Source organism: Streptomyces shaanxiensis (genome assembly GCF_039537145.1).
In the GTDB taxonomy this organism is placed as follows: Bacteria; Actinomycetota; Actinomycetes; order Streptomycetales; family Streptomycetaceae; genus Streptomyces; species Streptomyces shaanxiensis.
In genome coordinates this window covers 125,391-138,959 of record NZ_BAAAZY010000005.1, presented here as the reverse complement: position 1 = coordinate 138,959, position 13,569 = coordinate 125,391, and the positions used below count along the sequence as shown (strand labels likewise).

The window sequence follows — 13,569 nt, the reverse complement described above, 5'->3', positions numbered from 1 at the left end:
TCCGCCGCGTGAGCGCGACCAGCCACGACGAACCCGCAGCCCGAAGGAGTCCCGTGACCACCCACATCGAATCCGAAGAACACAAGGCCCTACGAGCCGCAGTATCCGCCCTCGGCAAGCGCCACGGCCGCAGTTACGACCGAGAAGAGCTCTGGTCCGAAGCCGCCAAGCTCGGCTACCTCGGCGTCAACCTGCCGGAGGCATACGGCGGCGGAGGCGGCGGAATCGCTGAGCTCTCCATCGTCCTGGAAGAACTGGGCGCCGCAGGTTGCCCCTTGCTGATGATGGTCGTCTCCCCAGCCATCTGCGGCACGGTGATCGGCCGCTTCGGCACGGAGGAACAGAAGCGCGAATGGCTCCCAGGCCTCGCCGACGGCACCCGCACCATGGCCTTCGGCATCACCGAGCCCGACGCCGGCTCCAACAGCCACCGCATCACCACCACGGCCCGCCGCGACCCTGACACCGGAGACTGGCTGCTCACCGGCCGCAAGGTCTTCATCTCCGGCGTCGACATAGCCGACGCCACCCTCATAGTCGGCCGCACCGAGGACGCCCGCACCGGCAGCCTCAAGCCCTGCCTGTTCATCGTCCCGCGCGACGCCGAAGGCTTCACACGCCGCCAGATCGACATGGAACTCGACGCGGCCGAGAAGCAGTTCGAGCTGACCCTCGACGACGTACGACTGCCTGCCGACGCCCTGGTCGGCGACGAGGACGCCGGCCTCCTCCAGCTCTTCGCCGGCCTCAACCCCGAACGCATCATGACGGCCGCCTTCGCGATCGGCATGGGCCGCCACGCCCTCGCCCGCGCCGTCGAGTACGCGCGCGACCGCACCGTCTGGAAGGCCCCCATCGGCGCCCACCAGGCAATCGCGCACCCCCTCGCCCAGGCGCACATCGACCTCGAACTGGCCCGCCTGATGATGCAGAAGGCGGCCCACCTGTACGACGCGGGGGACGACGTCGGCGCCGGTGAGGCCGCCAACATGGCCAAGTACGCGGCCGGGGAGGCCTGCGTGAGGGCCGTCGACCAGGCCGTGCACACCCTCGGCGGCAACGGCCTCACGCGCGAATTCGGGCTCGCCTCGTTGATAACCGCGGCGCGCGTGTCTCGTATTGCTCCGGTGAGCCGGGAGATGATTCTCAACTACGTCTCCCACCAGACCCTGGGCCTGCCCAAGTCGTACTGACGGGCACCCGTCCGGCACCTGTCCGGCACCGTGTCGCGAGGAGGAACCGTGTTCCGCAGCGAGTACGCAGACGTCCCGGCCGTAGAACTCCCCATCCACGAGGCCGTACTGGGCCGGGCCGCCGAGTTCGGCGACGCGCCCGCGCTCGTCGACGGCACGGACGGCACCACCCTCACCTACGACCAACTCGACCGCTTCCACCGGCGCATAGCCGCCGCCCTCGCGGACGCCGGCGTGCACAAGGGCGACGTCCTCGCCCTGCACAGCCCCAACACGGTCGCCTTCCCCACGGCGTTCTACGCCGCCACGCGCGCGGGTGCCTCCGTCACGACCGTGCACCCGCTCGCCACGCCCGAGGAGTTCGCCAAGCAGCTGAAGGACTCCGAGGCCCGCTGGATCGTCACCGTCTCGCCGCTGCTGGAGACGGCACGCCGCGCCGCCGAACTCGCCGGCGGCGTCCGCGAGATCTTCGTCTGCGACAGCGCACCCGGACACCGCTCGCTCATCGACATGCTGGCGTCCGCCGCCCCCGAACCGCAGGTCGACATCGACCCCGCCGCGGACATCGCGGCCCTGCCGTACTCCTCGGGCACCACCGGCATCCCCAAGGGCGTGATGCTCACCCACCGCCAGATCGCCACCAACCTCGCCCAGCTCGAACCCACCATCCCGGCAGGCCCCGGCGACCGCATCCTCGCCGTGCTGCCCTTCTTCCACATCTACGGCCTGACCGCCCTGATGAACGCGCCCCTGAGGCTGGGCGCGACGGTCGTCGTCCTGCCCCGCTTCGACCTGCAGACCTTCCTCGCGGCGATCCAGACCCACCGCATCACCGGCCTGTACGTGGCCCCGCCGATCGTCCTGGCCCTCGCCAAACACCCGCTGGTCGAGCAGTACGACCTGTCGTCCCTGAAATACATCATCAGCGCCGCCGCGCCCCTGGACGCGAACCTCGCGGCCGCCTGCTCGCAGCGCCTCGGACTGCCGCCCGTCGGCCAGGCGTACGGCATGACGGAACTGTCCCCCGGCACCCATGTCGTCCCGCTGGCCGCGATGCACGACGCGCCCGCCGGAACCGTCGGCAGGCTCATCGCCGGCACCGAGATGCGCATCGTCTCCCTCGACGACCCCGACAAGGACCTCGGCGTCGGCGAGTCCGGCGAGATCCTCATCCGCGGCCCCCAGATCATGAAGGGCTACCTCGGCCGCCCCGACGCCACCGCCGCGATGATCGACGCCGACGGCTGGCTGCACACCGGCGACGTGGGCCACGTGGACGAAGGCGGCTGGCTGTTCGTCGTGGACCGCGTCAAGGAACTCATCAAGTACAAGGGCTTCCAGGTGGCCCCCGCCGAACTCGAAGCCCTCCTGCTCACCCACCCCGCCATCGCGGACGCGGCGGTGATCGGCGTCTACGACGACGACGGCAACGAAGTCCCCCACGCGTACGTGGTCCGCCAGCCCACCGCCACCGACCTCTCCGAAGGAGAGGTCATGATGTACGTCGCCGAACGCGTCGCCCCCTACAAGCGCGTCCGCCAGGTCACCTTCATCGACGGCGTCCCCCGGGCCGCCTCCGGCAAGATCCTGCGCCGCGAATTGCGGGCACCCAAGGAGGCCACGTGACACTGATCGGCCGCACACGCGCGCGTGGCGTCGAAACCCTCACCCTCGACTCCCCGCACAACCGCAACGCCCTCTCGGCCGCGCTCGTCGGCGAGCTGACCGACGCGCTGACCGACTGCGCCAAGGACACCGACGTACGCGCGATCGTCCTCACCCACACCGGCAACACCTTCTGCGCGGGCGCCGACCTGCGCGACCCCCCGCCCCCGGACGGCATGGTCGCACTGCTCCGCCAGATCGTGGAGCTGCCCAAACCCGTCGTGGCCCGGGTCACCGGCCACGTACGCGCGGGCGGCCTCGGCCTGCTCGCCGCCTGCGACATCTCGGCGGCGTCACCCCAGGCCACCTTCGCCTTCACGGAGGTCCACATAGGAGTGGCCCCCGCAGTGATCTCCCTCCCGCTCCTGCCCCGCACCGACCCCCGCGCCCTGGCCCGCTACTACCTCACCGGCGAACGCTTCACCGCGCCCGAGGCAGTCCGCATCGGCCTGCTGACGACGCAGGGCGAGGACGTCGACGAGGCACTGTCCCCCATCCTGGACGGCCTCCGCAGAGCCGCCCCCCAGGCCCTGGCCGAGACGAAGGCGCTGCTCACGGCTAAGGTGCTGGAAACCTTCGACCGGGACGCGGCCGACCTGACCGCACTCTCGGCCCGGCTGTTCTCCTCCGCGCAGGCCCGCGAGGGGATGACGGCCTTCCTCGAAAGACGGGATCCCGCATGGGTGGTGTGAGCACAGTCGGCGACCGCGTGGACCGTACGGACCGCGTGCCCAAACAGGACCGCAGCCGCGTCACCCGGCAGCGGCTCCTGGAAGCCGCCGTGGCCTGCCTCGCCGAACACGGCTGGGCGGGCTCCACCGTCTCCGTCGTCGCCGAACGCGCCGGCGTCTCCCGCGGCGCCGCACAGCACCACTTCCCGACCCGCGAGGACCTCTTCACGGCGGCCGTCGAGTACGTCGCCGAGGAACGCTCCACGGCACTGCGGGACCTGTTCCCCGACGGCGCCGCCGGGGACCGCCGCGCGGTGGTGTCGGCGCTGGTCGACCTCTACACCGGCCCCCTGTTCCGCGCGGCCCTGCACCTGTGGGTGGCCGCGTCGAACGAGGAGCAGCTGCGCCCCCGCGTGACGGAACTGGAGGCCCGAGTGGGCCGCGAGACCCACCGCATCGCGGTGGACCTGCTGGGCGCGGACGAGACCAGGCCGGGCGTACGGGAGACGGTCCAGGGCCTCCTCGACATGGCCCGCGGCCTGGGCCTGGCGAACCTGCTCACGGACGACGCCACCCGCCGCGATCGCGTGGTGGCGCAGTGGGCGGGGCTGCTGGAGGAGACGCTCGGCTGAGGGCGTTGTCAGTGGCGGGGGCTACGGTTTCGGCATGGGTGATCACTTCCAGACGATCGTCGACCTCGATACGAGTCCGCACGAGGCGCCGCGCCTCGCCGAGCGCGTGGTCGAGTGGCTGGTGGTCGAGGGAATCGTGCTCGCCGAGCGCACGGACTGCGTTCTCGGGCAGCCTCTGGGCCATCCGCCGGGCCGGAACTGGCAGCGGGCTGTGTCACCGGAGGACGCCGACCGGGATCCCTGGGACGGCCTCGCCGTGTACACCCGGCGCACCGTCTTCGACAGCGGGCAGGGTGGGCCGGAAGCGGTGAGCTGTCCGCGCTGCGGGGTCACCACCCGCCTGACCAGCGACGAGTGGGACCTGATCGACGATGCGTGGGCGCCGTTCAGCAAGGCCATGGACGCCTGGCATGAGACGGGCGCGGCCCAGGTCGACTGCCCCGCCTGCGCCGAGTCCGTCCCGCTGACTGCCTGGACCTGGACCGACGACTACTTCGCCTTCGGCCACCTGGGCTTCGAGTTCTGGAACTGGCCCGAATTCACCCCGGCGTTCCGCGCCCGAATATCCGAGCTGCTGGACGGCCACCGTACGGCGTATGTGTGGGGCAAGCTCTGACATGCACGCCAGGGAGACCGGCGGCTGTCAGCCGTCCTCGTCGCCGTCGTCGTCCTGCGGCACCTCTTGCTGCCTCTGCTGCTCCCGCTCCTGGTCGCGCCTCTCCTCCCGCTTCCCCTCGTCCTGCCCTTCCTGACCGGTGCTCGTCTCCGCCGCCGGGCTCGGGGAGGCCGCCGGGGACGGGGGCGACTCAAGGGGGGACGCAGAGGCGGACGCGCTCGGGCTGGGCGGGGCCTCGGACTTCGTGCCCTCGGTCCCGGTGTTGTCGGGCGAGAACCACAGCATGCCGAGGAGCATCGCGATCATGAAGAGCACCGCGCCGGCGGCCGTGGCGACCACGCGACGCGTCCCGGACCGCGATCTTGAACCGGAACCGGAACCGGATCTGGATCTGGAACTGGATCTGGATCTGGATCTCGGTCCGAGGCCGGGTCCGTCCGCGGACGCCGTCCCTTGGGCCGACGGCAGCATGTACGTGGTCGGGTTGCTGGTCTCACCCACCTGCTGCGCCCCGGCGACCGAGGCCGACACGGCCGTCTGCCGCCGGGAGGGCGGCGTCGCGTCGGGCAGCGGCTCGGGGCGGCCCTGCCAGGCGCCACCGGTGAACCACCCGGCGGCCTGCTGGGCGGTGGGCCGGTGCTCGGGGTCCTTGGCGAGCAGGCCGAGGAGGTAGTTCTCGAAGGCGGGCGGGAGGCCGGGGACACCCAGCTCGCGGGGCGGCACGGGGGCGGCGTCGAGGTGCTGGTGCAGGATGGCGACGGCCGTGTCGGCGTGGAAGGGCGGGCGGCCGGTCAGGAGCTGGTAGAGGACGCAGCCCAGCGCGTACACGTCGGACGGCGGGCCCGCCGGCTGCCCCAGCGCACGCTCGGGGGCGAGGTACAGGCTCGTGCCGACGATCTGCCCGGTGGCCGTGAGCGCGGCTCCGGGGTCGTCCAGGAAGCGGGCGATCCCGAAGTCACCGATCTTGAGGGTGCCGTCGGCGTCCAGGAGCAGGTTGCCGGGCTTGATGTCCCGGTGGACGATGCCCTGCCGGTGCGCCGCGGCCAGCCCGGCGGCGGCCTCGGCGGCGACACGGGCCACGCGCTCGGCGGGCAGCGCGCCGGAGCGGGCCAGCGTCCGGGCGAGGCTGTCGCCCTCGACCAGCTCCATCACCAGGTAGAGCTGGTTGTCGTGCTCGCCGAAGTCCCGTACGCCGACCACGTTCGGATGGTCGATCCGTGCCGCGGTCTGGGCCTCCAGCCGGAACCGGGAGGTCGCGGTGGGGTCGGAGTCCTGGGGCAGGAGGAGCTTGACGGCCACATGCCGGGCGAGCGTCTCGTCGTAGGCCCGCCAGACCTCCCCCATCCCACCGCGCCCGATCGAGTCGCCCAGCCGGTAGCGGCCCGCTATCAGCACTTGTTTCCCCATCCCCATGCCGTGAGACGTCCTGATCGCCGCAGGCCGTAACTCACCACGTAGGGACGGGTGATGGTGGGTGGCCGCAGCCGCCCCAGCATACTGGCGGAGCGGATCAGTCACGTTCCGTGTGCGATCTCACCGGCACGTTCGCCCGGGCCCGTGGCCGGGCGGCGCGGGATCGGGTGGCGCGGGATCGGGGCCGGGTGGCGGACGGCGGCCGGGCGCATCACGCGGAGCTGGAATCGGCTCCGCGTGACGACCGGCCGTCGGATGGGGTACGCGCGCGTGGGACCCGGAGTGGGCTGGGCACGCGCGTGTGGGACCCGATGGGCATGCGCGCGTAGGACTCAGTGTGCGATGTCCGCGTAGCCCACGACCTCGCGCGGGTCACGCGGGCCGGGGCCGATGTAGCGCGCGGACGGGCGGACGAGGCGGCCGGTGCGCTTCTGCTCCAGGATGTGCGCCGACCAGCCCGCCGTACGGGCACAGGTGAACATGGACGTGAACATGTGCGCCGGGACCTCAGCGAAGTCCAGGACGATGGCGGCCCAGAACTCGACGTTCGTGGCGAGGACACGGTCCGGACGGCGGGCGTGGAGCTCCGCCAGGGCGGCCTTCTCCAGGGCCTCGGCGACCTCGAAACGCGGGGCGCCGAGTTCGCGGGCCGTACGGCGCAGCACGCGCGCGCGGGGGTCCTCGGCACGGTAGACACGGTGGCCGAAGCCCATGAGGCGCTCGCCCTTGTCGAGGGTCTGCTTCACATACGCCTCGGCGTCGCCGGTGCGCTCGATCTCCTCGATCATGTGCAGCACACGGGAGGGGGCACCGCCGTGCAGCGGGCCCGACATGGCCCCTACGGCACCGGAGAGGGCCGCGGCCACATCGGCGCCGGTGGAGGCGATGACGCGGGCCGTGAACGTGGAGGCGTTCATGCCGTGCTCGGCGGCCGACGTCCAGTACGCGTCGACGGCGGCCACGTGCTTGGGGTCGGGCTCACCGCGCCAGCGGATCATGAAGCGCTCGACGACGGACTGCGCCTTGTCGATCTCGCTCTGCGGGACCATGGGCAGGCCCTGGCCGCGCGCGGACTGGGCGACGTAGGAGAGGGCCATGACGGCGGCCCGGGCCAGGTCCTCACGGGCCTGCTCCTCGTCGATGTCCAGAAGCGGTTTGAGGCCCCACACGGGCGCGAGCATGGCGAGGGCGGACTGGACGTCGACGCGGATGTCGCCGGAGTGCACGGGGATCGGGAAGGGCTCGGCGGGCGGCAGGCCGGGCCGGAACGCGCCGTCGACCAGCAGCCCCCACACATTGCCGAACGAGACGTGGCCGACCAGGTCCTCGATGTCGACGCCCCGGTACCGGAGGGCGCCGCCCTCCTTGTCCGGTTCGGCGATCTCCGTCTCGAACGCGACGACTCCTTCGAGCCCGGGTACGAAGTCGGACATCAGGCGGCTCCTCATGATGTGTGCGACGGGTGGGGTTGTGGGTGGGACGACCACATGTCAGTCGGCAGAGATCTACGTACGCCGTTGGATCCACGGTCACGGACTCGGTTCGGTTTCGGATGCCAGGCTTCCGGCGTCCGCAATTCCGAGCCTCGGCGGACTCGCGGTCCGGTGGCGTACCCCTGTGATGCCCCGTGCGGCCGACAGTCATCCAACCGCGACGGCAACAGCACGATAACCCCGAGTGCCACCCTTGGGGAGGTCTTGCGGCACTCAGTGCCACGCAGTGACGAAGGACACCGTCCCGGACGGCGCCCGCCGCATACGGCAAGATGACCGCGTGACCGACCGAGACGCCGTCCCCCTCGACCCCGCCGCGATGCGCAAGCATTACCGGGCCGAGGGCCTCGCCGAGAACGACCTGGCCGCCACTCCCGTCGAGCAGTTCGCGCGCTGGTTCAAGCAGGCCGCGTCGGAGGCCCACCTCTTCGAGCCGAACGCGATGATCGTCTCCACCGCGGACGCCGACGGGCGGCCCAGCTCACGAACGGTGCTGCTGAAGCAGTTCGACGAGCAGGGCTTCGTCTTCTACACCAACTACGACTCCCGCAAGGCCCGCGACCTCGCCGACAACCCGTACGTCTCCCTGCTCTTCCCCTGGCACCCGATGGCCCGCCAGGTCATCGTCTCGGGCGTGGCCCGGCGCACCGGCCGCGACGAGACCGCCGCGTACTTCCGCACCCGCCCGCACGGCTCCCAGCTCGGCGCCTGGGCCAGCACCCAGTCCAGCGTCATCCCGTCCCGCGCCGAACTCGACGCCTCCTACGCCGAGTTGGCCGCGCGCTACCCCGAGGGCGAGCAGGTGCCGGTGCCGCCGCACTGGGGCGGTTTCCGGGTGGCCCCGCAGACGGTGGAGTTCTGGCAGGGGCGGGAGAACCGGCTGCACGACCGGCTGGTGTATGTGGCGGAGCAGGACGGGAGCTGGCGGGTGGAGCGGCTCAGTCCGTGACGGCGGCAGAGGCTCCGCACACGCAGACGACCCGCGAGCTCGGGTTCCTCCGCCTGTGGCGGGGGAGCCGGCCGGACGTACCGGCGAGCTCGCGGGTCGGGTGACTGCTGGGATTGGGCCGGCTGCACGCGTCTCTCACGCGCTGGTCCGGCACCGCACTGGGTGGGGTGACGGGCCGCTAGCCCGCAGCCACCTCACGCGTCCGGTATTCATACATCTGCCGAACCACCTCCCTTCTCGTGTACCGCACACCCTAAGAAGTGGCTCTGCCCCGATCAACCGTTTTTTTCGTGATGGACGTATCAGCACTGCGCACCTAGCGTTCCGATCATGACGGAGCAGCATGCGGGGCGGGTTGCGATTCTCAGTGGTTCGACCTTCGAGGAGCAGATCGGGTACGCGCGTGCCGTGGTCGACGGGGACTGGGTGCATGTGTCGGGGACGACCGGCTTCGACTACGCGGCGATGACGATCTCCGAGGACGTCGTGGAGCAGGCCGAGCAGTGTCTGCGGAACGTGGGGGCCGCGCTGGAGGAGGCGGGGTGTTCGTTCGCGGATGTGGTGCGGGTGCGGTATCTGCTGCCGGAGCGGGAGGACTTCGAGCCGTGCTGGCCGGTGCTGCGGCGGTATTTCGGGGAGGTGAGGCCGGCGGCCACGATGATGGTGTGTGGGCTGGCCGATCCTCGTATGAGGTTCGAGATCGAGGTGTACGCCCGACGGGGGAGTGGCGCGCGTGTCTGAGCTGCGGATTGTGCCGGTCGACGGCGAGGTCATGCTTGAGGAGTGGCGGCACGTCCACAACGTGATCGTGCCGCCGGCGGCGATGGATCTCGACGAGGTGCGGGAGCGCGGCGGGCGGTACCGGCTGCGGAACGCGTACGTCGGTGACGTCCTGGTCGGCTGCTCGACGGTGCGGCCGCCGGAGGGCGAGGGGGCGGCGGCGACGGTCATCGCGCGCGTGCTGCCCGAGTACCGGCGGCGCGGGTACGGCAGGGAGTTGTACGAGGACGGGCTCGCGCACGCGCGCGTGCTGGGCGCCGGGGTGATCGAGACCTGTGTGCTGGCCGCCAATGAGGACGGGGTGCGGTTCGCCGAGGCGCGTGGGTTCGTGGAGGTCGATCGGTATGTGCTGGACGGCGAGCGCGATCTGTGGCTGGACCTGCGGTTGGAGTAGGCGCAGGTGATCACGCGGGGGCACGCGACGGTGCGTACAACGATTCCTTCAATCTTGGGGAACACGGTGTGTGCTGCGTCACGTTCCAGTTAGATGATTGCAAGTGAGCGAACCGACGCGTCGTACGTGCGGACGCAGCTTGGCAGGGGGTCCATGTGAGTGCTTCCCGGCGTAGTGGGACCACCGACGAGCTGGGACCGGACGAACCCGAGAGGGATGGTCCGGAGGGTTCGTCGGCGGGTCCGGCCGGTTCGGAGGGTTCGGCAGGCGGTTCCGATCTGCTGGCCGCGCTGCTGGACGGGATGGACGCGGCTCTGTGCGCCTTCGACGCGGACGGGGTCGTCACCCATTGGAACCGTGAGGCCGAGCGGATCCTGGGGTGGAGTGCGGACGAGGCCGTGGGGCGGCACGGGTTCGCCGGGTGGGCGGTGCGCGCGGCCGACGCCGAGGAGGTCGAGGCGCGGCTGATGTCCGCCATGCACGCTCCGGGGCGCCAGGTGCATGAGTTCGCCCTGCTGACCAAGGACGGCGGGCGGGTGCTCGTACGGACGCAGTCGGCTGCCGTACGCGGGCCGGACGGGAAGCCCGCCGGGGTGTACTGCGCGTTCAGCGAGGTGCACGCGCAGATCGATCTGGAGCGGTCGATCGCGCTGAGCGAGGCGTTGTTCGAGGACGCGTCGTGGGGTGTCGTGCTCGTCGACGCCGATCTGCGTCCCGCGGTCGTGAACGCGCATGCGGCCCGTGCGCTCGGCATCGGGCGTACGTCCGTGCTCGGGCGGCCGCTCGGGGAACTGCTCGCCCAGGGCGTCGAGGAGCTGGAGAGCGCGCTCACACATGTGCTCGCGGAGGGTGCGCCGCCCGCGCCGGCCGAGGTCTGGGTGAGCGTACGGACGCCGGAGGGTGAGCGGCGCCGGTGCTGGCGGTGTGGCTTCGTACGGCTGGCCTCGCCGCTCGCGGAGGAGCCCGTGCCGTTGGGGGTGGGCTGGCTCTTCCAGGATGTGACCGCGGCCAAGCAGGGGGAGCAGGAGGCGGCGCTGCTGCGGTTCCGGACGAATCAGCTGCATCGGGCCGCGCGGGCCGCCGCGGAGTGCGAGGACCCTGTCGAGGCGGCGACGGTGCATCTGGACTTCGCGTTGGCCGGGTTCGCCGATCATGCGCTGATCGACCGGGTCGCGGGCGGTGCGGTCGCGGATGCGGATTCGGCGGATCCGGTACGGCTGGTTCGGGTCGCGGTGACGCCTTCCGGGGCGCCGGGGCCGAGTCTGCTGGGCGGGGAGGCCGGGCTGCCGGTGCGGTACGCCGAGGGGCATCCGGCGTTGCAGTGCGTGGCGCGGGCCGGGTCGGTGCGGGCGGACGCGGGGAACTTGCCGGCGGAGCGGGCGCGTGAGTGGGCCGTGGGGCGGCAGTGGCCGGCCGACGTGGTGCACGCGCTGTGTGCCGTGTTGCGGAGTCGGGGGCGGACGCTGGGGGTCGTGACGTTTCTGCGGGGCGCCGGCCGCAGTGCGTTCGAGCGGGGCGACGCGGTGTACGGGGAGGATGTGGCGGTGCGGATCGCTTCCGCGCTGGATCTGGCGGGGGCGCTGGACTCGGAGTAGCGAGCACCGGGACGGGGATTCAGCGCCGGCGGAAGATCCGCGTTTCAGTGCCGGTGGAAGATCCGGGATTCAGTGCCGGTAGAAGATCCGGTCGCCGTACTTCTCGAACACCCGGCCGTTCCAGTCGTGGCCGCCGTCGACGTTGCCGGAGCGCAGGAGCGGGGGCTCGATGCCGCGCTCGGCCAGTGTGCTCGCGGCCGTGGCCATGACCGCCTGGAGGAGGGCCGACGTGACGACCGTGGAGGCGGGGGCGAAGGGGGCCGGGATGGTGTCGAGGGTGAGTTCCGCGTCGCCGATCGCGATCTTCGAGTCGAGGACGATGTCGCAGTGGTCCTTGAGGTAGGTGCCGGAGACATGGCGGGACTGCGTTTCCGAGGCGTACGCCACTGAGGTCACACCGATGACCCGGACGCCGAGGGAGCGGGCCTTCATGGCCATCTCCACGGGGAGGGCGTTGCGGCCGGAGAGGGAGATGATGATCAGCGCGTCGCCGTCGCGGAGGGGGGAGCTGTCCAGGACCGCGCTCGCGAGGCCGTCGACGCGTTCCAGGGCGGAGCCGAGGGTGGCGGGCATGACGTCGACGCCCACCACGCCGGGGACCGCCAGCAGGTTCATCAGGGCGAGACCGCCGGCGCGGTAGACGATGTCCTGGGCGGCGAGGGAGGAGTGACCGGCGCCGAAGGCGAAGAGCCGGCCGCCGGTGGCGACGGTGTCGGCGAGCAGGGTGCCGGCCGCCCCGATGCTCTCGGCCTCCTCGTCACGGACCCGCTGGAGCAGGCCGATCGCGGCGTCGAAGAACTGGTCGGCCGGCGTGCTGTCGCTCATGCGGGGCCCTCCGGGTGGCGTGGTCGTCGGGTGACGGTGTGTTGCGGATCACCGTGCGGTCTGGACCAGTGCGGTGTCAATACGGCCGGATGCGCGCCCTGCGGCCGGATGCCGCCCCGGCCACGGCGGGATGCCCCCGCCCTGCGGCCGGATGCCGCCCCCGGGCCACGGCCGGATACTCGCGCTACGGCCGGATGCCCCGCTCGGCCGCACGCACCGCCCCGCGTAACCCGTTGGTTTCAACGGCGCGGCACGGTTGTCAGTGGTATCCGGCAGAATTGAGTGCAGGGCCAGCGCACGCGCCGTGGAGCTGTCTCGCTTCCGGCTGAGCTGATCGCAGAGCTAGCTGAGCTAATCGCAGAGCTAATCGAGGGGCACGTATGTCCGGACTGATCGACACCACGGAGATGTATCTCCGCACCATCCTCGAGCTGGAGGAGGAAGGTGTGGTCCCCATGCGCGCCCGGATCGCCGAGCGGCTGGACCAGAGCGGGCCGACCGTCAGCCAGACGGTGGCGCGGATGGAGCGTGACGGGCTGGTGTCCGTGGCGTCCGACCGGCATCTGGAGCTCACGGACGAGGGGCGGCGGCTGGCCACCCGCGTCATGCGCAAGCACCGCCTCGCCGAGTGCCTGCTCGTCGACGTGATCGGGCTGGAGTGGGAGCAGGTGCATGCCGAGGCGTGTCGCTGGGAGCACGTGATGAGCGAGGCCGTGGAGCGGCGTGTGCTGGAGCTGCTGCGCCACCCGACCGAGTCGCCGTACGGCAACCCCATCCCCGGCCTGGAGGAGCTCGGCGAGAAGGACGGCGCCGATCCGTTCCTCGACGAGGGCATGGTCTCGCTGGCCGACCTCGACCCGGGCGTCGAGGGCAAGACGGTCGTCGTGCGCCGTATCGGCGAGCCGATCCAGACGGACGCGCAGCTGATGTACACGCTGCGCCGGGCGGGCGTGCAGCCCGGCTCGGTGGTGAGCGTGACCGAGTCGGCGGGCGGTGTCCTGGTGGGCAGCGGCGGCGAGGCGGCCGAGCTGGAGGCGGACGTCGCCTCCCATGTGTTCGTCGCCAAGCGCTGAGGCATCGGCGCCGGTCCATCTCGATCCGTCCATCTCGGGTTCTCTCTCCCGTGTAACTCCCGTTAACAGAGCGGGAGTTGGGGCGGTGCTGGTGACGATCCGTCGAACGCGCCGAATCGAAGATTCACTGCGTCAAATCGCAGCGCTCGGACCTTTCGCGTGCCAGGCTGTCGCGTGAGGCATACGACCTGAGGGCTCTGGGCCGTGGTCGACAGCGATGCGACCGGCCGGTGAGGGGGCGGGCGGATGTGCCGTGGTTGTGGAGAGGGC

At 71.4% G+C, this 13,569-nt stretch carries 13 protein-coding genes; 10 read left to right on the top strand and 3 right to left on the bottom strand.

The window, feature by feature from the left end:
- Positions 1 to 53: 53 nt before the first annotated feature.
- The 5 genes from ABD932_RS05460 to ABD932_RS05440 are packed head-to-tail and all read left to right on the top strand — an operon-like array spanning position 54 to position 4,777.
- On the top strand, positions 54 to 1,193 hold the full coding sequence (locus ABD932_RS05460; RefSeq protein WP_345009136.1) for an acyl-CoA dehydrogenase family protein: 1,140 nt from the start codon (positions 54 to 56) through the stop codon (positions 1,191 to 1,193).
- A 48-nt stretch (positions 1,194 to 1,241) separates the two neighbouring features.
- Positions 1,242 to 2,819 carry a 4-coumarate--CoA ligase family protein gene (locus tag ABD932_RS05455; protein ID WP_345009134.1) on the top strand — a complete coding sequence of 526 codons (1,578 nt, stop codon included), beginning with the start codon at positions 1,242 to 1,244 and terminating at the stop codon, positions 2,817 to 2,819.
- Complete coding sequence (locus ABD932_RS05450; RefSeq protein ID WP_345009132.1) at positions 2,816 to 3,550, top strand: enoyl-CoA hydratase family protein; 735 nt, start codon at positions 2,816 to 2,818, stop codon at positions 3,548 to 3,550. The genes ABD932_RS05455 and ABD932_RS05450 overlap by 4 nt, the downstream gene beginning before the upstream one ends.
- Entirely contained in the window at positions 3,538 to 4,161 is a 624-nt protein-coding gene (locus ABD932_RS05445) for a TetR/AcrR family transcriptional regulator (RefSeq protein WP_345009130.1), read from the top strand. Before ABD932_RS05450 ends, ABD932_RS05445 begins: the two co-directional genes overlap by 13 nt.
- 34 nt (positions 4,162 to 4,195) lie before the next feature.
- Positions 4,196 to 4,777, top strand: coding sequence for a hypothetical protein (locus ABD932_RS05440; protein WP_345009128.1), 582 nt, complete (start codon positions 4,196 to 4,198; stop codon positions 4,775 to 4,777).
- Between the two features lie 27 nt (positions 4,778 to 4,804).
- Here ABD932_RS05440 and ABD932_RS05435 read toward each other — a convergent pair whose 3' ends face one another.
- Positions 4,805 to 6,184 carry a serine/threonine-protein kinase gene (locus tag ABD932_RS05435; protein ID WP_486389364.1) on the bottom strand — a complete coding sequence of 460 codons (1,380 nt, stop codon included), beginning with the start codon at positions 6,182 to 6,184 and terminating at the stop codon, positions 4,805 to 4,807.
- Positions 6,185 to 6,522: 338 nt separating this feature from the next.
- The gene (locus tag ABD932_RS05430; RefSeq protein ID WP_250090887.1) at positions 6,523 to 7,623 is read right to left on the bottom strand and encodes a citrate synthase 2; all 1,101 of its coding nucleotides are present in this window, start codon (positions 7,621 to 7,623) and stop codon (positions 6,523 to 6,525) included.
- Between the two features lie 340 nt (positions 7,624 to 7,963).
- Between ABD932_RS05430 and pdxH the strand changes: the two genes are divergently transcribed.
- The 4 genes from pdxH to ABD932_RS05410 all read left to right on the top strand — a co-directional run bounded on the left by pdxH (position 7,964) and on the right by ABD932_RS05410 (position 11,401).
- Positions 7,964 to 8,632, top strand: a complete 669-nt coding sequence (pdxH, locus tag ABD932_RS05425; protein WP_345009125.1) for a pyridoxamine 5'-phosphate oxidase — start codon at positions 7,964 to 7,966, stop codon at positions 8,630 to 8,632.
- Between the two features lie 330 nt (positions 8,633 to 8,962).
- The gene (locus ABD932_RS05420; RefSeq protein WP_250090884.1) at positions 8,963 to 9,373 is read left to right on the top strand and encodes a RidA family protein; all 411 of its coding nucleotides are present in this window, start codon (positions 8,963 to 8,965) and stop codon (positions 9,371 to 9,373) included.
- On the top strand, positions 9,366 to 9,806 hold the full coding sequence (locus ABD932_RS05415; RefSeq protein WP_345009122.1) for a GNAT family N-acetyltransferase: 441 nt from the start codon (positions 9,366 to 9,368) through the stop codon (positions 9,804 to 9,806). Before ABD932_RS05420 ends, ABD932_RS05415 begins: the two co-directional genes overlap by 8 nt.
- Before the next feature lie 155 nt (positions 9,807 to 9,961).
- A complete protein-coding gene (locus tag ABD932_RS05410) occupies positions 9,962 to 11,401 on the top strand; it encodes a PAS domain-containing protein (protein WP_345009120.1) in 1,440 nt (479 codons plus the stop codon).
- 69 nt (positions 11,402 to 11,470) lie between these two features.
- Here ABD932_RS05410 and ABD932_RS05405 read toward each other — a convergent pair whose 3' ends face one another.
- Positions 11,471 to 12,226, bottom strand: coding sequence for an SIS domain-containing protein (locus ABD932_RS05405; RefSeq protein ID WP_345009118.1), 756 nt, complete (start codon positions 12,224 to 12,226; stop codon positions 11,471 to 11,473).
- 380 nt (positions 12,227 to 12,606) lie between these two features.
- On the opposite strand from ABD932_RS05405, the gene ABD932_RS05400 reads away from it, so the two are divergent.
- Positions 12,607 to 13,299, top strand: coding sequence for an iron-dependent transcriptional repressor DtxR (locus tag ABD932_RS05400; RefSeq protein WP_004000347.1), 693 nt, complete (start codon positions 12,607 to 12,609; stop codon positions 13,297 to 13,299).
- Positions 13,300 to 13,569: the final 270 nt, after the last annotated feature.

What these genes read in the sequence shown, in the direction of transcription:
- ABD932_RS05445 (WP_345009130.1), top strand. Translation starts at nt 3,538, where the DNA reads ATGGGTGGTGTGAGCACAGTCGGCGACCGCGTGGACCGTACGGACCGC.
- ABD932_RS05440 (WP_345009128.1), top strand. Translation starts at nt 4,196, where the DNA reads ATGGGTGATCACTTCCAGACGATCGTCGACCTCGATACGAGTCCGCAC.
- ABD932_RS05435 (WP_486389364.1), bottom strand. Translation starts at nt 6,184, where the DNA reads ATGGGGAAACAAGTGCTGATAGCGGGCCGCTACCGGCTGGGCGACTCG.
- ABD932_RS05430 (WP_250090887.1), bottom strand. Translation starts at nt 7,623, where the DNA reads ATGTCCGACTTCGTACCCGGGCTCGAAGGAGTCGTCGCGTTCGAGACG.
- ABD932_RS05420 (WP_250090884.1), top strand. Translation starts at nt 8,963, where the DNA reads ATGACGGAGCAGCATGCGGGGCGGGTTGCGATTCTCAGTGGTTCGACC.
- ABD932_RS05405 (WP_345009118.1), bottom strand. Translation starts at nt 12,226, where the DNA reads ATGAGCGACAGCACGCCGGCCGACCAGTTCTTCGACGCCGCGATCGGC.
- ABD932_RS05400 (WP_004000347.1), top strand. Translation starts at nt 12,607, where the DNA reads ATGTCCGGACTGATCGACACCACGGAGATGTATCTCCGCACCATCCTC.